We start from the raw sequence: 19,010 nt of genomic DNA, 5'->3' as shown, positions 1-19,010 counted from the left end.
CCATGTCGCTCATCCATGGCGGAGTGCGGTTCGTCCCGACGCGCGCCGGCATCATCAACCTGTGGGACTACCGCGACCAGGAATACTGCTTCGCCGACGGCAGGCTGGTGCTGCGCGGGCCCAACGGTTCCGGTAAGACCAAGGCGCTAGAGGTGCTGTTCCCATTCGTACTCGACGGCCGGATCGAACCGCGCAGGCTCAATCCGTTCGCGGGTGAAGAGCGCACGATGAAGTCGAACCTGTTGTACCGCAAGCAGGAATCCGCGTATTCGTATGTGTGGATGGAGTTCGCGCGCGGTAAATGGGACGATCCCGAAGTCGTCACCATCGGCATCGGTATGCGTGCCACCCGCTCATCGGACAAGGTGACGCGCTGGTATTTCGTCGCCGACGGTCGTGCGGGCGTGGACTTTTCACTCATCGGCCCGGATGATCGGCCGCTGACCCGCAAGCAGTTGGCCGAACAGATCGGCACCGACGCCATCGTCGATCGACCGGTCGAGTATCGCAATGCGATCGACGCACGCATGTTCGGCCTGGGCACCCAGCGCTACGACCAGCTGATCAATCTCATTCTCACGCTGCGCCGCCCCCAGCTCGCGAAAAACCTTGATCCGCGCGGACTTTCGCAGGCACTCACCGATGGTCTGCGCCCACTCGACGAACAGCTGATCCTGGACGCGGCGCGTTCGTTCAGCGATATGGAGGAGGTCGGGCGCACCCTGGAGGGTCTGGTCCACGCCGATACCGCCACCAGGTCTTTCGTCGATGTGTACCGGAAATATCTTGCGGTACAAGCGAAGACCGATGTCGATCAGGTCCGCACTCGTCTCGATGCGGTGACCCACGCCAGCACCGCCCTCTTCGCCGCCACCGCACTGCGCGAACGTCGCGAGGCCGAACGCACCGCTGCCGAGGCGCGCGCCGACGATGCCGATCGCGCCTACGAACAAGCGCTTTCCGACCGGGAAACCCTGCAGCGCTCCAGCGCCTACGAGGGCAAACAGCAACTCGACGACCTCGCCGACGCCGTCCGCCGCCTGGAGACCTCGGCGGGTGTGCACAAAGACAAGGCGCTCAAGGCCAGGCAAACCCTCGATCAGCGCGGACAGGAAGCCGAACGCGCCACGGCAGCGGTACAGAATGCGGCCGCCGCACTGTCCCGTGGCGAGGACGAATTGCGTGCCGCCGCCGAAGAGGCGGGAATTACCTGGGCCGGATTGGCCGATCAGGCCCGTGGCGATCAACTGACCGCCGCGGTTCGTGGCCATGCCGAGGAGCGCGACGCCGACGTGCGCGCAGTCCGCAAGGCGCTCGGTCTGATGGATTCCGCCACAGCCGAACGCAATCGTGCCGAACAGCTCGCCGAACGGGCCAGGTCGCTGCGCGAATCGGCCGCAGCCGAGGTCTCGGCCGCCGAGACGGCCGTAGTGCTCGCGCGTACCGAGGCCAGTGGTGCACTGCGCACCTGGTGGGACGCGCATCGTGAGGTGTACTCCCCCATACAGAAAGGCCTGTTCGAGGCGCTCGATGCCGCATTGGCCACCGCGGGATCCGATGAGGCCGCCGGTGGCGCCGAGGTCTTGGCCGAGCGTGCCGAACCGCTGCTCGAGGACATCCGCACCCGTCGTCAGGAAGCGCGCGCCACCGCCGCGCTGGCCGGTGACCGCCTCGCCGAACTCCATGCCGAACGCGATGAGGTCGCGGCCCAACGTGACGAGGCCCCACCGGTTTCCGCCGCTCGGGCGCGCAGCGCGCAGGGTCGTCCGGGTGCGCCACTGTGGCGACTGGTCGGCTTCGCCGATTCCGTGACACCGTCGCAAGCCGCAGGCATCGAGGCCGCCCTGCACGCCGCCGACCTGCTCGACAGTTGGGTGTGCGCGGAATCCGAACGACCGGAATACACTTCCGACCAGTTCCTCGTTCCATTGCCCACCGCCGCGCGGCCGTCCGGTCGTACGTTAGCCGATGTCCTTGTCGTGGAGGATGATTCGGTCGATCTCACGGTGCCGAAGCAGGTCGTCGCGGATGTGCTGGCCTCCATTGCCCTGTACGACAAGGACTCCGACCTCGGCACCGAAGTCGGTGTGAGCACCACCGGCGGATTCCGCCAAGGCGTTCAGGTCGGCCGCCACCACAAACCCGATGCCGAATTCATCGGAGCGACCGCCCGCGCCAAGCGCCGGGAAATCCGGCTCGCCGAGTTGGCCGCGGCAATCGAGGCCGCCGAGGAGACACAGCGGCGGGCTCGGGCCGGCGAGTCCGCGGCGAACGCCGAACTCGCGCGAATCTCTGCCGCCGCCAAGGCAATACCGCGCCCCTCGGCAGTCACCGCCGCCCTGCGCTCGGTTTCCGAAGCCGCGGGCATGATGCGCTCGCGCTGCGAGACGGTCGCCCAGGCCGAACGCGACCTCGACCAAGCGGTGGCCGAGGCCTCGGCCGTCGAGAAGAAGCTGCGCTCGGTCGCCCAGGCGCATCGCACTCCGCGCGGCGCCCGCGAGATCGACGCCCTCGCCGCCGCGATCCGTCATTTCGAGAACACCGGAACCGGGCTACTGCGCCTGCGCGCCGACCACGAACGTGAACGCGAACGCGAACGCGAGAGTTCGGACCGCTTCGACGAGGCCCGCGATCTGGCCGAGGCCTTCGCCGAAGAGGCCGAGGTCGCGAATGCGGGCTACCAAGAGCAGCTGCGCAAACTCGAAACCCTGCGCGAGGCACTCGGTGCGGGAGCCGCCGATATCGATCGTGAACTCGAACAGGCGCGCGCGAAGATCGAGGTGACCAGGGCCGAGCAGAAGGCCGCTCGCAAGGCCGCCAATGCGGCGATCGAGGCGGTCGGTGATGCGGAGGCGGCCTACCGCACCGCGCACGAATCGCTCGGTACCGCGCTCACCGAAGTCCTGGCCGATGTGAAAGCCCTCGCGCCCTACGCCCAACCGGATCTGCTCACCCTGCTCGGCGCACCCGCCGACAGCCGCTGGCCGAGCAGCGATGCCGCCTGGTCGACCCCCGAGCAACTGCTCTACCGCATTTCGGCGGCCGGGCCGGAGGTCGAACCCCAGGTGCTGCCGGACGAGGTGGCCGAACTCTTCGACAACCTCACCGCCGCAACGTCTTCCGTGCGGGCGGGCGAAGCGGCCCGCAAATCCACCCGCAGTGCGGTGACCTCCGCACTGCAGGAATTCGATGCCGCACTGGCCGCTTCCGGCCGCGACTACCGGCTGCAATGGGATGCCGCGGACGGCCTGACCGTCGTCCAGGTACAAGACGACAACGGACTGTCCGCCCTGGCCGATTTCGCCACCCGGATCGACGCCGCCCGTCGCGATCAGGAATTGCTGCTCACCGACGCCGAACGCCGGATCCTCGAGGACGCGCTGCTCACCGGCCTGGCACAGCAGATCTACGAACGAACCAGCGATGCCCGCGATCTGATCGCCCGAATGGGTGCGGAGATGAAGCAGCGCCGCATGTCCTCGGGCAATACCATCGGCGTGCACTGGGTGCTGTCCGATTCGCTCTCGGATGCGGCCAGGGCCATGTGCAAGCTGTTGGATCGCGACGCCTCCTCTCTCGTCGCCGATGATCTGGCGGCCATCCGCGCCCACTTCGCCGCCGAGATCCGGGCCGCCCGCGCCGCACATCCGGAACGTTCCTACCCCGAAATCCTGGGCTCGACACTGGATTACCGGACCTGGCGGGTGTTCTCCTTCACCCTCATCTCCGCCGACGGCAGCGAGGACAAGCTGACCGTGGCCAGGCACAGTGCGCTCTCCGGTGGTGAGCAGTCCGTCTCGCTGCATCTGCCGCTGTTCGCGGCCGCGCACGTCATGCTCGACTCGGCCGATCCGCAAGCCCCGCGACTGCTCGCGCTGGACGAGGCGTTCGCCGGTGTCGACGACAACGGCCGCAGCGAATTGCTCGGCCTGAGCGTGCAATTCGACCTGGATCTGTTCATGACCGGCTACGACCTGTGGATCACCTATCCGCACGTCCCCGGCTGCGCACATTACGATCTCGCGCATTCGGCTGCCGAGAACACCGTCAGCGCGACGCTGCTGGTGTGGGACAGCGGCGATCTGCTGGCCGAACACGATGGAACCGATCTCACCGCCGCGCTCGGCTCCCCCAACCGCCGCCGCGTCGCGAACTCGATCGAAGGCGGGCTGGCACTGGACAACATGCCGGGCACCCCGGCCCCGGTCAGCTGATTTTGAATGGATAGCAGTGTCTTCGAACTCCATCCCGCCCCACCGCAAGGTCGCCATCGCCACCCTGGTCGGCACCACCCTCGAGTGGTACGACTTCATGCTCTACGGCACGGCATCCGCGTTGATCTTCAGTAAACAGTTCTTTCCGACGCTGAGCCCCGCCGCCGGAACGCTGGCGGCATTCAGCACTTTCGCGGTCGGTTTCGGGGCGCGACCGGTCGGCGGGCTGCTCTTCGGCCACTTCGGTGATCGGATCGGTCGCAAGAACACCCTCGTGGTGTCGCTTTTTCTGATGGGTGTGAGCACCATGCTCATCGGGGTGATCCCGAGCTACGCGAGCATCGGATTCTGGGCTCCCGCAGTGCTCATCGCGCTGCGACTGCTGCAGGGCGTCGGACTCGGCGGTGAAGGCGCGGGGGCGGTGGTGCTGTCGATGGAGCATGCGCCATCGGGACGGCTCAACCGGTATGCCAGCTACCCGCAAATGGGCACACCGGCCGGGCTGGTCCTGGCCAATGCCATCTTCCTCGGCACCAGTGCGCTGCTGCCGGATTCGGCGTTCCTGAACTGGGGTTGGCGAATTCCGTTCCTGCTCAGCGCGATTCTCGTCATTGTCGGGCTGTGGGTGCGGCTCGGGATCACCGAATCCGCGCACTATGCCGAACTCGTCCAACGCGGCGAAGTCGCGTCGTTTCCGCTTCGCGACGCTCTTCGGGTGGGACCTGTACGGCTGCTGTTGATTCTGTTCGCCGCCGTGGCGACCTCGGCGGTCGTCTATATCTTCATGGTGTTCACGTTGACCTATGGCACCAAGGCGCTCGGGTTCAGCCGAGACTTCCTGCTGCTCGGCGTTATCGTTTCGGCCGTTTTCTGGTGTGCCGCAATGCCCTTCTGGGGCTCGATCGCCGACCGCTACGGCACGCGTCGGGTATTCCTCGCTGGCACCGCCGCGCTGACGCTGTGGTGTGCGGTGTACTTCCCGCTGCTGAATACCGGCAACAAGGCCGTCGTCTTCCTCGCACTGCTCGGTATGGGCGTGACGCTGCCCATCGCCCACAGCGTCGGCGGCATCATCATCGCCGAACTCTTCCCACCATCGGTCCGTTACTCCGGCACCTCGCTGATCGTGCAGATCTCGGTCATCCTCGGCGGCGGCCTCGCCCCGCTGATCGCGACCGCACTGTGGACCGCGGGCTCGACCTCCGCGGCGGTCACCTGCTACATCGTCGCCATCTGCGCGTTGAGCACGATCAGCACGGCGGTGCTTATCCGGGCGCTACCGGACCGGACAGCCGAGGCACCCGTACCGGTCGGCTGAGCGACTACAGCCCGAAGGATCCGCTCAACCACGGCGGGAGCGGGATCGACGGCAGCGCCGGGAGGACAGGCGGAATCGGCGCGGACGGAGCCGGGGCGGTACCGCCCTCGCTCGCATCCGCGCGCAGCGCCGGACACGCTCGGCCCGGGGCGGTGGCGAGTTCGAAATGCCACCATTCGTTCTGATAGATCCGGCACAGGCCCCAGCGATTCCCATTCGCCTCCAGCCACTGTGCCCCGGCCTGCGGCCCCACGTCGATAGCCCGACCCTGTACATGCGTCGATTCGTTGGGCGGCAGCACCCACCGTCGCGCCTCCTCGGGACTGCCGTAGGTCCGCACCCCGTCGTCCCACAGCGCCTGCTGCTCGGCGGGTGTGCGGTAGCCGGAGTTGATGTACAGCGCGACCCCTTCGGCATGCGCCTGATTCTCGGCCAGCGTGTACGCGCCGGCGAGCCCCGGCTCCAACCCCTCGGTCCCGCTGGCATTGGCCACCTGTACCACTGGCGCGGCCGTGGCGGCGGGCATGGACAGCCCGGCAGCGACGATCACCGGGAACAGCGTGGCGGATACGCCCAGCAGGGTCCGGGCACGAAGCGTGGGCGACATGTCAGCGATAGTAACGGCACCCCGGCCGCGGATCCCGCATCTACCTCCCCTTCGGCCCACATCCCGCCGCCGCTCACCCCTAGCAACATACCGGCGAACGGGAGGACACCTCCCTGTCCGAACGGACGTCATTCACATAGCTTTCCACATATCCACAGCACAATAAATCACCAATGTCCGAAACATCCTGTGCCACGCCCGATTTGTCGCAGCGGAAATCCCCCTGTCCACAATCTATTCCAGTGTTGTGGATCACGATCAACAATCGCCAGCAACTCCCGAGAAACCCGGAAACTACCGCACCTTCACGAGTTTCATGACCTCGCCGGAATCCCCACCGTCGACGAATTCGAGCCACACGCGGTCCCCGCTATGCAGTGGCGCATCGGACTCGATCACCGCATCGCGCACCACGAACTCCTCGCACGACTCGGTCGTCACAATCCCGAAGCCGCCGTCCTGATCGGCAACCCAGCGCCCGACGATCGCCCACATACGGCGCAACACTATTGCACCGCAAGCCTTTCCGCTGCCGCACGGCACACAGACGCAGAACGGGTGGCTCACCGCACGCAATGCATGTGCGATAGCCACCCGCTATTTATGTTGTCGATCGGCTATGGGTCAGGGGCGCACGGACTCCGAACCGCGGATCGCTTCGGCCGCTTCACGATTGCGGTCGATGCGTTCGATGATCTCCGGACCGTGCGCCCGGGCGTAGGCGATGGCGATCTTGATCTTGCGGGAGTGCAGATCGGATTGCTGGCTCAGGACAGCGATACGGCGTTCCACCGGACCGTCCAGTTCTTGTAGGCGCGCAACGACTTCCCACACCTCCGGACCGGCGGCCAATGCCGCACGGCGGTCGGAGATGGGTCCGCGGAAAACGATTCCGGGATGGTCGAGCTGATCGAAACCCTCCCGGATCAGGCGGTTGAGTAGTTCGGTGGAACTGGTTCCCTCACGAGCGGCCCGTTCGACCAACCGACGGCTGGCGGATTCCGAGATACGAAACGACGCACTCATTGCCCTCCTCGACCTCCACCGACACCGGTGCAGCGATGTACCCCCGTTTAAGAGTGCCTCGCGTCGGCGGATTGTTACCCCGGCGAACGGGGTGACAATCCGGTGTCCGGACACATGCCCTGATGGCTGCCGTTTCGAGCGATCCGCAAGCAGTCGCTGCCAGCCGAACGCCAGGTCAGAGCACCGTTCAGACGCGTTCCTTCGAACGGGTACGCACTCGCAACGCAATCGGCTTCTGCGTTTCCGCGAAGAAGTCGTTGCCCTTATCGTCCACGACGATGAATGCCGGAAAATCTTCGACCTCGATCTTCCAGACGGCCTCCATGCCCAGCTCCGGATACTCCAGAACCTCGACGGATTTGATGCAGTCCAGTGCCAGTCGCGCCGCGGGCCCGCCGATGGAACCGAGGTAGAAACCACCGTGTTCCTTGCACGCCTTGGTCACCTGCGCGGAGCGGTTGCCCTTGGCCAGCATGACGAACGAACCGCCCGCAGCCTGGAACTGATCGACATAGGAGTCCATCCGGCCCGCGGTGGTCGGACCGAAGGAACCAGAGGCGTAGCCCTCGGGTGTCTTCGCCGGACCCGCGTAGTACACGGCCATCTCGCGCAGGTATTCCGGCATCGGCTCGCCCGCGTCGAGGCGCTCCTTGATCTTGGCGTGCGCGATATCGCGGGCAACCACCAGCGGACCGGTCAGCGAAAGCCGGGTCTTCACCGGGTATTTCGACAGTTCGGCGCGAATCTCGGACATCGGCCGGTTCAGGTCGACCTCGACCACATCGCCACCGAGGATGGAATCGGTCTGCTCGGGCAGGTAGTGCGCGGGCTCGCGCTCGAGCTGCTCCAAGAACACACCCTCCGGCGTGATCTTGGCCAGCGCCTGCCGGTCGGCCGAGCAGGACACCGCGATCGCGACCGGGCAGCTGGCGCCATGCCGGGGCAGGCGCACCACGCGCACGTCGTGGCAGAAGTACTTACCCCCGAACTGCGCACCGATACCGAAGGACTGGGTGAGCTTGAAGACCTCTTCCTCGAGCTCCACATCGCGGAAGGCATGCGCCGCGAGCGAACCCTCGGTGGGCAGGGTGTCCAGGTAGTGCGCAGAAGCGTATTTGGCCGTCTTCAACGCGAATTCCGCACTGGTGCCGCCGATTACGACCGCGAGGTGGTAGGGCGGGCAGGCGGCGGTACCGAGCGAACGGATCTTCTCGTCCAGGAACTCCAGCATGCGCGTGGGATTCAGCACGGCCTTGGTCTCCTGGTACAGGAACGACTTGTTCGCCGAACCGCCCCCCTTGGCCATGAACAGGAACTTGTAGGACGGATGCGCGGTATCGCCCGGCGTGGAGTACAACTCGATCTGCGCGGGCAGATTGGTGCCGGTGTTCTTCTCCTCCCACATGGTGATGGGCGCGAGCTGCGAGTAGCGCAGATTCAACTTGGTGTAGGCGTCGAATACGCCGCGGCTGATCCATTCGGCATCGTCAGCACCGGTGAGCACACCCTCGGACTTCTTGCCCATCACGATGGCGGTGCCGGTGTCCTGACACATCGGCAGGATGCCGCCCGCGGAAATGTTGACGTTCTTGAGCAGGTCGAGCGCGACGAAGCGGTCATTACCGCTGGCCTCGGGATCATCGATGATCCGGCGCAGCTGCGAAAGATGCGCGGGCCGCAGGTAGTGGCTGATGTCGTGCATCGCCTCGGCGGTGAGCAGGCGCAATGCCTCGGGTTCGACCTGCAGGAAGGTGCGGCCGTTGTGTTCGAAGGTGCTGACGCCCTCGGTGGTGATCAACCGGTACGGGGTGTCGTCGGCGCCGATCGGCAGCAGATCTGAATAGCGGAAATCCGGCGCGGTCACGGACGCACTCCTTATTCGGTCTCAGGGCTGACGCACCGCCGGGGCCTTGGGAAGGTCTTCGGCAGGCTGGTCACGAGCACAAGGAGCGTATCCAGTAATAAGAGGCCGACCATTGCTTAGGCAACCCTCACTCGTGCATCCCACCAAAAGGTTGCACGTTCAACCCCACGAGTGCTACCTCTCAGATCTGGCAGTTGTCGCGCGACATCACGCGGCGGGACATTTCAATGACATGTCAGAGTTTGGAGCGCTCTCGTGACCGATCCCCACTGGCTCGATGACGTCGAAATGCGCGCATGGGTGGGATATGTGCGCACCAGGGACCTCATCGCCGCCGCGGTCGGGCGCGACTCATCCCGCGAGTCGAACCTCACCTACGTCGAATACTCGGTGCTGGCCTACCTAGCCGAGGCACCGGATCATCGACTCACCTTCGCCGATCTCGCCGCCAAACTCGAATGGTCGCAGAGCAGGCTGTCCCATCAGATCACTCGGATGGAGAAGCGCGCACTGGTCGCCAGAGAACCGATTCCCGACGATGCCCGCCGCACCGCCGCGCGGCTAACGCCGCGCGGCGCCGACGTGCTCGCCACGGCCGCGCCCGCACATGTGCAGAGCGTGCGCAGACATATGGTCGATGTGCTCGACCGCCAGCAATTGGCCGCCCTCGCCGATATCTACGACACACTGCTCGCCCATCATCGAAGAGCCGCGGCCACCGAATAATCCGCCAGGTCAAACCGACCGCACGGTTGGGTTCGGGACCCCCAGTGCCCGCTCGAACCCGTCCGGCACCACCAGATCGCCCCGATCGAGATCGCCGACGCTGGTCTTGCGCAGTCCCAGCAGCGCCGAATCAATACCGCCACGCAAGACGTCGAGCACATTCTCGACACCGGCCTGCCCGTTCGCGGCCAGGCCCCACAGGTAGGCCCGCCCGATCATGACCGCGCGAGCACCCAGCGCCACCGCCTTCACCACATCGCTGCCGCGCCGGATGCCGCCATCGAGCACCACCTCGATCTGCGATCCGACCGCGTCGGCCACCGCCGGCAATGCCCGAATCGCGGCGGGCGTGCCGTCCAGGTTGTTTCCGCCGTGGTTGGACACCGAGATGGCCGCCACACCGGCATCGACCGCCCGCAGCGCATCGTCGACGCGCATCACTCCCTTGAGCATGACCGGTCCGCCCCACTGTTCGCAGATCCACGCCACATCCGCCCAATCCGGTGCGGGGGTCCCCATCCACTCCCCGTAGGCGCCGAAGAAGCCGGGCGCGGGACCGTCGCCGACAGCCATATTCGGCGCGGTGAGATCCGGAATGCGGCCGGAGCGAGCATAAGTCGCGAGCCAGCGCGGTCGCGCCAGCGTTTGCGGCGCGAATGTCAGCATGGTCTTGAAATCGAGCTTCTCCGGAATCACCGGGCTGCCCCAGTCGCGCCCGTGTGAGAAGGACCAGTCCAGGGTCAGGATCAGACCGACCGCGCCCGCCGCCTTGGCACGCGACATCCGCTGCAGGATCTCATCTTTCGAACCACACCAGTACAGCTGGAAGAATGTCGCCGGATTCGCCGCGATGACTTCCTCGATGGGCTTGCTCGCGAAGGAACTGAGCCCCATCGCGATCCCGCGTGCCGCCGCCGCACGCGCCACGGCCACCTCGCCATCCGGATGCACCGCCTGCACGCCGGTGGGTGAGATCAGCACCGGCATCGACAGCTGCTGTCCCAATACGGTTGTCGACTGGTCGCGGTCGCCGATCGGACCCGCACAGTGCGGCGCGAAGCCGAGTTCGGTGAAGGCCTGCTGATTTTCGTCGATGGTCTGGCCGCGCTCGGATCCGGCGATCAGTGCGCCGTACACCGACTTCGGCAGTCGTTTCTTTGCACGCCGCTGCGCCTCGGCAACGGTTTCGAACCAGGGGTTCACGAGAGGGATCCTTTCGGGGAAGCCACCGGCCACCACAGCCGGATCTGTTCATGCAGGTCAGTGGTCAATTGGGTGAGCAGTGCGGTGCCCTCGGCGGCGTTCGCGCCCGTCGGATCGCCGAGCACGCCGTTGGCGCTCACCGCGCGGACTCCCCCGGCGCGCAGCAGGGGTAGGAGTTCGGCGAGCGGCCTCGTATCACCGGCGACGGCGCGTTCGGTCCGCACCGCATCCGGCCGCAGCGCCAACTGCATCGAGGTCTCGGCGCGGCCCGCGTGCGGATCACCCGGATAGCGCGGCATGAACACCCGCACATCCCGGGATTCGGTACGCAGCAATGCCTCCGCTTTGCGTAGCGGTTCGAGATTGCCGCCGTGCCCGTTGACGAGCACGATGCGGTCGAAAGTATCAGTGGCCGACCGGCACAACTCCACGATCAGCAACTCCAGCGCGGCCTGCCCGATCGACAGCGTGCCCGCGAAACCCGCATGCTCACCGCTGGCTCCGTACGGGATCGCCGGCGCGACGAGCACATCCGACCGCAGCTCGGCCAGCCGCGCGCACAATGCCATCGCGATATCGGTATCGGTGGACAGCGGCAGATGTGGTCCGTGCTGTTCGGTCGCCCCGACCGGCACGGCGAGAATCGCACCCGCAGCCGCGCGCGACCCGGCCTCCGGCCAGGTCAGTCGCGCGGCCACGATGTGTTCCGCGACACTTTCCACCATGCCGCGAGATTATCGTCAGTGACTGACATAATCAAGATCCTGCGATCGACGCCCATAATCAACAGTCGTGACAGATGCCAAGGTGCGGGGCCGTCCACGCGGCACAACCAAGCGCGAACTCGAACTGATCGCCATGCGACTGTTCACCGAACAGGGCTTCGACGAAACCACCGTCGAGCAGATCGCCGCGGCCGCGGGTATCAGCGGGCGTACCTTCTTCCGTTACTTCCCCACCAAGGCGGAGGTGCTCTGGTACCAGTTCGACGCCGAGGTCGAGGCGCTGCGCGCGGCCTTCGCCACCGTGCCCGACGACGTTGCGATGATGACCGCCGTGCGCCGAGTCGTGGTGAACGCCAACCGATATCGCGCCGAAGACGTGCCCGAACTACGCGTACGCATGCAACTCCTCGGCGGCGATCCGGCACTGGCCGCCGCCGCGGGCGCGCATTACGACGCATGGGAGCGGGCCGTGAGCGCGTTCGCCGCACGCCGACTCGGCGTACCGGAGGACAACCTGGTCGCGATGGCGGTCGGCCGCACCACACTCGCGGCCGCGCGCGCCGCCTTCGACGCCTGGCTGACCCGCGCCGACGCCGACCTCACGGTCTATCTCGACCAAGTGCTCGCGGCCCTGGCACGTGGATTCGCGCCGCAGTCCGAGGATCCCGGATCTACCATCGAGCTAACGGCAGGTTTCACCGGCGACCGGGATGGGGTATGACTAGGCTCGGTATCGGCGCGCAGCCGAAACGCACGACTATCCCGACAATCCCGTCGAAAGGGGCTGGAATTTCCATGTCCGAGGTGTCCATGAGCCTTTCGGCGGATTCCCTGCCCGTAGGACCGGTCGACAACCTGCTTCCGCAGCTGGTCGAACACCTGCGGCAGAACCGAACCGGGCTGCGCGAGGAATGGGCTCGGCGCATCACCGAAGCTCAACTACTGACCGCGATGACCCCGGAGGAGATCTTCTCCGAGGCGACCTCCATGTACGACAACTACGTCGAGGTGCTCGTAACCGGTAGCGTCGAAGCGCTGCAGGCCTACGCACGCGACCTGTCCGAGCGCATCATTCCCAGAGGCGTCGAAACCGACGAGGTCCTGGGCATCGTGCTGCTCCTGCGCGACGTGCTGGCCCGCTCGCTGTTCGAGAAATACCAGGCAGATTTCGAAATGCTCAACGCTGTACTCGACGCGTACGAGCCCGCCGCGAACCGCATCGCGAGCACCGTGGCAATCTCGTTCGTGCAGGAACGCGAGCGCGTCATCCGCCAGCAGCAGGAAGCCATTCGCGAGCTGTCCACTCCGGTGCTGCAGGTGCGTGAGCAGCTGCTCATCCTCCCGATCATCGGTGTGCTCGACTCGCAACGCGCCCGCCAGCTCACCGAACAGCTACTGCGCGCCATCCGCGCCAATCGCGCGAAGGTAGTCGTCATCGACATCACCGGTGTGCCCGCGATCGACTCCACGGTTGCCAACCACCTGGTGCAGACCGTCGACGCATCCGGCCTGATGGGCGCCAATGTGATCATCACCGGCCTGTCCTCCGAGATCGCCCTCACTCTGGTGACCATCGGCCTCGACCTGTCCAAGATGAACGCGGTCGGTGACCTCCAGGGAGGTATCGAAGAGGCCGAACGCTTACTCGGCTATGAGGTGACCCGCGTCACGGATCGAATGCTCACCGAGCGCGATGGGCGCTGATCGGGCCCCCCTATGCCGGTTCCGATCCTCAAACAAGGTACCTATCTAATCGCGTCGGTCCAGTCAGCCCTGACCGACGCGGATACCGAACGTCTCCAGGACGACCTGATGAAACAGGTCAGCAGATACCGGGCACACGGGATCATCGTGGACGTCACCGCGATCGATGTCATGGACTCGTTCGCGGCCAGATCGCTGCGTACCATCGCGCACATGACGCAGCTCCGCGGTGCCGAAACGGTCATCGTCGGATTACAGCCCGAAGTCGCGTTCGCCATGGTGCAGTTGGGCCTCACCTTCGAGGATATGCACACCGCCCTCGACCTGGAAGAGGGCTTGGCGTGGCTGAATCGCATGGCTCCGGCCCGCCGCCAGCGAGATGGTCGTGACAGTGGCCGCTGAGAACTTGGTGATCGCGGTCAGGGTGTCGGGTGACATCGTGATCGCACGTCAAGCCGGACGTGAGCTGGCGGCCAAGCTCGGATTTTCTCTGACAGATATGACCATGATCTCGACGGCGATCTCCGAGATCGCCCGCAACATAACCAGTTACGCGGGCAGTGGTGAAATACGTTTGCTGGTCGATGACCGGGAGGGTCGCCAGGCGCTGGTCGTCCAGGCCGAGGACCAGGGCCCCGGCATCCTCGATATCGCCCGCGCACTCGACGACGGGTACTCCACCGGCCGCGGGCTCGGACTCGGCCTGCCCGGCGCGCGCCGGCTGATGGACCGGCTCACCGTTGATTCGGCACCTGGTCGCGGCACGTTGGTGGAGATGTGGAAGTGGGTACCCAACGGTGCATGAGGACGGGATCATCGGCCGGATCGAATGGGCGGTGGCCGGCCGTGCCCTGCCCGGTCAGCGGGTCTCCGGTGATCGCGGCGTGGTCCTCGACGCGGGCGGCGGCGCGGTGCTCTTCGCCGTCCTCGACGGCCTCGGCCACGGCTCGGCGGCCGCGGACGCCGCCGATCGCGCCGCGCAGGTGCTCTCGGAGAACCGCGCCGAACCGCTGGACGTGTTGATGGTGCTGTGTCATCGGGCCATGGCCGACACCCGAGGCGCGGCAGTGTCTTTGGCGCTGTTCGGCGCAGCCGATACGGTGCACTGGCTCGGCGTCGGCAATGTCGATTGCCGGATTCTGACCGCGGGCCCGGTCGGGCTCACCATGCGCGCGACGGTCCTGATGACCGCTGGCATCGTCGGCTATCGACTACCCCAGAACCTACAGGTGCAGACCGTTCCGGTGCGTCCTGGTGATCTGCTGCTGATGTCGACCGACGGCATCGTCACCGAATCCGCTGACAGCGGCATCGATCCGTCCAAATCCACCGCCGAGATCACCGCCGAAATCCTGGCCAGGCATGCCAAGGACACCGATGACGCATTGGCGCTCGCGGCCCGCCACCGGGGCGGCGTATTGGAGGCACCAGCGTGAACGGCGGAATGCACATGAGCGAGCGAACAAAAGGCGCAGCCGCCAACGCGGTCATGGCGGAGCCGAGCGCTAGCGAGGCGGAGACATGAGCGAGCGGAGCGAGCGAACAAAAGGCGCAGCCGCCAACGCGGTCATGGCGGAGCCGAGCGCTAGCGAGGCGGAGACATGAGCGCGGCACTTGCCGCATTTCTCGACGACTACTCGGATGCGCTACGGCGGCATCTGCACTCACCGTCGCAGGCGAGTCTCGGCGAGGGTTACGAACTGGGCCGCCGCGCTCTCGTCGAGGGCATCAGCCTGCTCGATCTCACCGAAAACCACTACCGTGTGGTGCAAGCCACGGAATCGGGCACCGCGGCAGCCGACGAATCCCCCAAACCCGCCGAGACCGCACTCGAATTCCTGCTGCAGACCCTCGCCGCCCTGGACATCGCAACTCGCGGCTATATCGACGGCACCCGCCGCGCCGAACAACAGCGTTCGCGCATCGACGATCTCGCGGGGCGCGACGCCTTTCGCACCGCTCTGGTGGAGTCGTTGCAGGACGGCTTCTTCGTCGCCGATGCGCGCGGCACCATCATCGAGGTCAACTCCGCCTTCGGCGCGCTGACCGGCTACGGCGCATCGGAACTTCCGTTCCCGCTGCCGCATCCGTGGTCGACGCCGGAAGGGCCCCGCTATCCCGATCTCGGTAGCGAGGCACAGCGATTCGTGATTCCGGTCAAGCATCGCGACGGTCGCACTGTCTGGCTGGCGGTGAGCACCAGTGCGATGGTCGAACCGGAGAAGTACGAGCAGATCTTCGTCGGCACCATCCGCGATGTCACCGCCGAACACGATGCGCAGGCCCGCGATCAGGCGGCGTCGCGACTGGCCACCGCGGTCGGCGCGGCGACGAGCGTGGTGGAAGTGCTCGCCGTCGGGCTGGACGAACTGCGACGGACCGTCGGCGCGGAAACCGCGGTGGTGATGGTGTGGCCCAACCGCAATACCGGGCCGGAGACGTATGTCTCGGGGGCCGAGGGTGTTCCGGAGGGATCGGTGCTCGACGCCCGTGCGCGGGCGCTACTGGATCGGGCTCGCCGCCGTCCGGCGCGCAGCCTGTTCGCGATTCCGGAGAGCACTGAGAGTTCCGAGGGCATCGTCGCACCGCTCGGCGAGACAGGTGATGCGGCGCTGTGGCTGCGCTTCGCCGCGCCGCGCGCCATCAGCGCTGCCGACTGGACATTGTTCTCGCTGCTCATCGGCCATCTCAGCCTGGCGGTGCAACGGGCGCGCAACTTCGATCAGGCGCGCTCGACCTCGCTGACGCTGCAGCGCGCCATGCTCGGTCCGATCGAACTGCCGCCGCGGTTCTCGGTGCATTACGAGCCCGCGCTGCCGCCGCTGGAGATCGGCGGCGACTGGTATGACGTGGTTCCGCTGCGCGACGGCACCATCGGCGTCGTGGTCGGCGATTGTGTCGGACGTGGTCTGTCCGCGGCCGTCGTGATGGGCCAATTGCGTACGGCCGCACGGGCTCTGCTGCTGCGCGGTGCGGGCCCGGCGCAGCTGATCGCGGAACTCGATACCGTCGCGGGTCGGATTCCCGGCGCGATGTGCACGACGGTCTGCGCGGCCGTCCTCGATCCGGTGCGCGGATTGGTCCGCTACAGCAGCGCTGGACACATGCCGCCGATTCTGGCCGACGTCGGTCAGCCCGGCCGATTACTCGAGGGCGGCCGTGCGGTACCGCTGGCAACCTTCGATACGCCACGACGTCCCGAAGCCACCACAGCGCTCACACCGGGTTCGACGCTGGTGTTGTTCACCGACGGCTTGGTCGAACAGCGCGGCGTCGATATCGATGACAGTTTCGCGAAGATCTCGGGGGTGCTCGCCGATACCGCAGGCAAGCTGCCGCGCGAGGTCGCCGATGCCGTGCTCTCGCGACTACGTCCGGCGGCGGGCTACGACGATGACGTCGCCATGGTGGTCTACCGGCAACCCCCGGCACCGCTGCGGCTCGAGATTCCGGCCAATCCAGATCAGCTCTCGGCCATGCGCAAGCGGCTCAAGGCCTGGCTCGCCACCGCCGCGGTACCGCACGATCTCGCCTCCGACCTGATCGCCGCGGCGAACGAGGCCTGTAGCAACAGCATCGAGCACGCTTACCGCAATGGCGGCGGCCCGGTCACCCGCGCGATCAGCTCCACGGCCGAATTGCTCGGCCGTGCCACCAGCGCCGAGGCGGCCACCACCGATCCTGGACTCGTCGAACTGACCGCCGAATGTGATACCCAAAAGGTCGTCATTCTGGTCGCCGACTCCGGAACGTGGAAACCACGCTCCGCCGATCCGGGGCCGCGCGGACGCGGCATCGACATGATGCGGGCATTGACGGAAGAATTGGAGATAGACCACAGCGGGGTGGGCACCCGCGTCCGCATGTCGGTAACGTTGCCCGCGATCAAATCCCCCGTAGCGAACCCACTGCGTGGCACGAACCGCCAGATTTCTGGCTGAGGAATGCAGCGCGAAAGGCGGGTTCATGGCAGATTGTGATGATGTGACAAACAACTCCGGAGACGCGTATCCCTTGGCGGACACGATGGCCACCACAGTCGAGGCACACGATGGCGCGACCGTGCTCACGGTTTCCGGCGAGGTCGATCTGGCGACCGCGCCAGCGCTGGAGAACACCATCGAGGCCATCCTGACCGGCAAACCGGCGGTCCTGATCATCGACCTGACCGGTGTCAGCTTCCTCGCCTCGGCGGGTATGGCGACCCTGGTCGCGGCGCATCAGCGCGCGGGCGACACAACGACCATCGTGGTGGTCGCGGACGGTCCGGCCACCAGTCGGCAGCTGAAGATGACGAGCCTCGATCAGGTGTTCGCACTGCACACCACCCTGGCCGAGGCGCTGGCCTCGATCCGGTAGCGCACCCGATTCAACCCGAACCCTTTCCGATCACCTGACCGTCACGGAGCGAGTCTTACGAGCGACGTTCGCGGCCCGTCTCGAGGCCGAGCGGTCGAAGCGCATGCGACGAAAGTCGCGAGTCTCGACCGCTCGGCCTCGAGACACTAGGGGGCCGCGAATACGCAGCGCCGCAGGCGCTGCGTATTAGACACAGAGTTCGCGCAGTTGCTCGATCAGCTTGACCCGCTCGGCCGCGGTCGCCGCCATCGGCACCACATTCAGCACCGTGACACCCGCCGCGCGGAATGCGGCGACCCGCTCCTTCACGAATCCGGCCGGGCCGACCAGCGAGATATCCCGAACCAGATCGTCCGGGACCACCTTGGCGGCCTCTTCCTTCCTACCCGCCAGGTACAGCTCCTGGATCCGGTCCGCCTCGGCGCCGTATCCGTACTTGGTGGCCAGCGTGTGATAGAAGTTCTTGCCCTTGGCGCCCATGCCGCCGATGTAGAGCGCCAGATGCGGTTTCACGAATTCCAGTAGCGGCGTGACATTCTCACCGATGGCCAGTGCGGGGCCGGCGTAGACGTCGAGCTCGCCGAGGATCGGATCACGCTTGGCCAGACCGGCATCCAGCGATTCGCCCCAGATTTCCTTGGCCTTCTCCGGTACGAAGAAGATCGGCTGCCAACCCTCGGCGATTTCCGCGGCCAGCTCCACATTCTTCGGGCCGAGCGCGGCCAGCAGCACCGGAATGCGTTCGCGCACTGGATGATTGATCAGCTTGAGCGGTTTGCCCAGGCCCGTGCCCCGATCGGCGGGCAGCGGGATCTGATAGTACTTACCCTGGTACTCCAGCCGCTCGCGACGCCACACTTTGCGGCAGATCTCCACCAGTTCCCTGGTCCGTCCGATGGGTGCGTCATAGGGGACGCCGTGGAAGCCCTCGATCACCTGCGGGCCCGAGGCGCCGAGGCCGAGGACATAGCGCCCGTCGGAGACGAAGTCCAGCCCGGCGGCGGTCATGGCGGTCAGGCTGGGCGTACGGGTGTAGATCTGCAGGATGCCCGAGGCCAGCTGCAGCCGGGTGGTCTTGGCCGCCAGATATCCGAGCGCGCTCACCGCGTCGAACGAGTAGGCCTCCGGCACGAACACGATGTCGAGTCCGGCCTTTTCGAGGTCGGCCACCTCGGCGGCCGCCTCTTTGAAGCCACCCGAGTAGTTGATGCTCAATCCGATCCGCATAGCACTCAACATAACCGCAGCTACGCACCGGCCGCGC

Annotated in this window: 17 protein-coding genes; 10 read left to right on the top strand and 7 right to left on the bottom strand. The window is 66.1% G+C overall.

Annotated features, from left to right (window positions below):
• The first annotated feature begins 2 nt into the window (after window positions 1-2).
• Both ACIBI6_RS06645 and ACIBI6_RS06640 read left to right on the top strand, forming a co-directional pair.
• A complete protein-coding gene (locus ACIBI6_RS06645; RefSeq protein ID WP_396955520.1) occupies window positions 3-4,214 on the top strand; it encodes a TIGR02680 family protein in 4,212 nt (1,403 codons plus the stop codon).
• A gap of 16 nt (window positions 4,215-4,230) precedes the next feature.
• A complete protein-coding gene (locus ACIBI6_RS06640) occupies window positions 4,231-5,532 on the top strand; it encodes an MFS transporter (RefSeq protein WP_396955519.1) in 1,302 nt (433 codons plus the stop codon).
• 4 nt (window positions 5,533-5,536) lie between these two features.
• Here ACIBI6_RS06640 and ACIBI6_RS06635 read toward each other — a convergent pair whose 3' ends face one another.
• The 4 genes from ACIBI6_RS06635 to ACIBI6_RS06620 form a co-directional block, all read right to left on the bottom strand.
• Window positions 5,537-6,139, bottom strand: a complete 603-nt coding sequence (locus tag ACIBI6_RS06635; RefSeq protein WP_396955518.1) for a D-alanyl-D-alanine carboxypeptidase family protein — start codon at window positions 6,137-6,139, stop codon at window positions 5,537-5,539.
• A 294-nt stretch (window positions 6,140-6,433) separates the two neighbouring features.
• A complete protein-coding gene (locus ACIBI6_RS06630) occupies window positions 6,434-6,733 on the bottom strand; it encodes a hypothetical protein (protein ID WP_396955517.1) in 300 nt (99 codons plus the stop codon).
• Window positions 6,734-6,763: 30 nt separating this feature from the next.
• Window positions 6,764-7,165 carry a hypothetical protein gene (locus tag ACIBI6_RS06625; protein WP_396955516.1) on the bottom strand — a complete coding sequence of 134 codons (402 nt, stop codon included), beginning with the start codon at window positions 7,163-7,165 and terminating at the stop codon, window positions 6,764-6,766.
• Between the two features lie 187 nt (window positions 7,166-7,352).
• Window positions 7,353-9,029, bottom strand: coding sequence for a fumarate hydratase (locus ACIBI6_RS06620; RefSeq protein WP_364347693.1), 1,677 nt, complete (start codon window positions 9,027-9,029; stop codon window positions 7,353-7,355).
• A gap of 255 nt (window positions 9,030-9,284) precedes the next feature.
• Here ACIBI6_RS06620 and ACIBI6_RS06615 point away from each other — a divergent pair, with 255 nt between their 5' ends.
• A complete protein-coding gene (locus tag ACIBI6_RS06615) occupies window positions 9,285-9,755 on the top strand; it encodes a MarR family transcriptional regulator (protein ID WP_364347696.1) in 471 nt (156 codons plus the stop codon).
• Between the two features lie 9 nt (window positions 9,756-9,764).
• On the opposite strand, the gene mftD is transcribed toward ACIBI6_RS06615, so the two are convergent.
• Both mftD and mftE read right to left on the bottom strand, forming a co-directional pair.
• The gene (mftD, locus tag ACIBI6_RS06610; protein WP_396955515.1) at window positions 9,765-10,958 is read right to left on the bottom strand and encodes a pre-mycofactocin synthase MftD; all 1,194 of its coding nucleotides are present in this window, start codon (window positions 10,956-10,958) and stop codon (window positions 9,765-9,767) included.
• Entirely contained in the window at window positions 10,955-11,683 is a 729-nt protein-coding gene (gene mftE / locus ACIBI6_RS06605) for a mycofactocin biosynthesis peptidyl-dipeptidase MftE (RefSeq protein ID WP_396955514.1), read from the bottom strand. The genes mftD and mftE overlap by 4 nt, the downstream gene beginning before the upstream one ends.
• 67 nt (window positions 11,684-11,750) lie before the next feature.
• On the opposite strand from mftE, the gene mftR reads away from it, so the two are divergent.
• The 7 genes from mftR (at window position 11,751) to ACIBI6_RS06570 (ending at window position 17,746) form a co-directional block, all read left to right on the top strand.
• The gene (gene mftR / locus ACIBI6_RS06600) at window positions 11,751-12,404 is read left to right on the top strand and encodes a mycofactocin system transcriptional regulator (RefSeq protein ID WP_396955513.1); all 654 of its coding nucleotides are present in this window, start codon (window positions 11,751-11,753) and stop codon (window positions 12,402-12,404) included.
• Between the two features lie 74 nt (window positions 12,405-12,478).
• On the top strand, window positions 12,479-13,387 hold the full coding sequence (locus ACIBI6_RS06595) for an STAS domain-containing protein (RefSeq protein WP_040691747.1): 909 nt from the start codon (window positions 12,479-12,481) through the stop codon (window positions 13,385-13,387).
• Between the two features lie 12 nt (window positions 13,388-13,399).
• Window positions 13,400-13,789: an STAS domain-containing protein gene (locus ACIBI6_RS06590; RefSeq protein ID WP_327098425.1), complete on the top strand. Its 390-nt coding sequence runs from the start codon at window positions 13,400-13,402 to the stop codon at window positions 13,787-13,789.
• Entirely contained in the window at window positions 13,767-14,192 is a 426-nt protein-coding gene (locus tag ACIBI6_RS06585; protein WP_040691752.1) for an ATP-binding protein, read from the top strand. The genes ACIBI6_RS06590 and ACIBI6_RS06585 overlap by 23 nt, the downstream gene beginning before the upstream one ends.
• Window positions 14,185-14,823: a SpoIIE family protein phosphatase gene (locus ACIBI6_RS06580; RefSeq protein ID WP_364347710.1), complete on the top strand. Its 639-nt coding sequence runs from the start codon at window positions 14,185-14,187 to the stop codon at window positions 14,821-14,823. The genes ACIBI6_RS06585 and ACIBI6_RS06580 overlap by 8 nt, the downstream gene beginning before the upstream one ends.
• A 165-nt stretch (window positions 14,824-14,988) precedes the next feature.
• Window positions 14,989-17,328 (top strand): SpoIIE family protein phosphatase, encoded by a 2,340-nt coding sequence (locus tag ACIBI6_RS06575; RefSeq protein WP_396955512.1) that lies wholly within the window; start codon window positions 14,989-14,991, stop codon window positions 17,326-17,328.
• Window positions 17,329-17,371: 43 nt separating this feature from the next.
• Window positions 17,372-17,746, top strand: a complete 375-nt coding sequence (locus ACIBI6_RS06570) for an STAS domain-containing protein (protein ID WP_396955511.1) — start codon at window positions 17,372-17,374, stop codon at window positions 17,744-17,746.
• A gap of 186 nt (window positions 17,747-17,932) precedes the next feature.
• Here ACIBI6_RS06570 and ACIBI6_RS06565 read toward each other — a convergent pair whose 3' ends face one another.
• Complete coding sequence (locus ACIBI6_RS06565; RefSeq protein WP_364347716.1) at window positions 17,933-18,973, bottom strand: LLM class F420-dependent oxidoreductase; 1,041 nt, start codon at window positions 18,971-18,973, stop codon at window positions 17,933-17,935.
• Window positions 18,974-19,010 lie beyond the last annotated feature (37 nt).

Origin of the sequence: Nocardia sp. NPDC050412, from assembly GCF_044458825.1 — a bacterium.
In the GTDB taxonomy this organism is placed as follows: Bacteria; Actinomycetota; Actinomycetes; order Mycobacteriales; family Mycobacteriaceae; genus Nocardia.
The sequence above is the reverse complement of the archived record's forward strand: the minus strand, read 5'-3'. Positions and strand labels throughout refer to the sequence as shown.

Coding starts and splice junctions, on each gene's coding strand:
- ACIBI6_RS06645 (WP_396955520.1), top strand. CDS start 3: ATGTCGCTCATCCATGGCGGAGTGCGGTTCGTCCCGACGCGCGCCGGC.
- ACIBI6_RS06635 (WP_396955518.1), bottom strand. CDS start 6,139: ATGTCGCCCACGCTTCGTGCCCGGACCCTGCTGGGCGTATCCGCCACG.
- ACIBI6_RS06625 (WP_396955516.1), bottom strand. CDS start 7,165: ATGAGTGCGTCGTTTCGTATCTCGGAATCCGCCAGCCGTCGGTTGGTC.
- mftE (WP_396955514.1), bottom strand. CDS start 11,683: ATGGTGGAAAGTGTCGCGGAACACATCGTGGCCGCGCGACTGACCTGG.
- ACIBI6_RS06595 (WP_040691747.1), top strand. CDS start 12,479: ATGTCCGAGGTGTCCATGAGCCTTTCGGCGGATTCCCTGCCCGTAGGA.
- ACIBI6_RS06590 (WP_327098425.1), top strand. CDS start 13,400: ATGCCGGTTCCGATCCTCAAACAAGGTACCTATCTAATCGCGTCGGTC.
- ACIBI6_RS06585 (WP_040691752.1), top strand. CDS start 13,767: ATGGTCGTGACAGTGGCCGCTGAGAACTTGGTGATCGCGGTCAGGGTG.
- ACIBI6_RS06575 (WP_396955512.1), top strand. CDS start 14,989: ATGAGCGCGGCACTTGCCGCATTTCTCGACGACTACTCGGATGCGCTA.
- ACIBI6_RS06565 (WP_364347716.1), bottom strand. CDS start 18,973: ATGCGGATCGGATTGAGCATCAACTACTCGGGTGGCTTCAAAGAGGCG.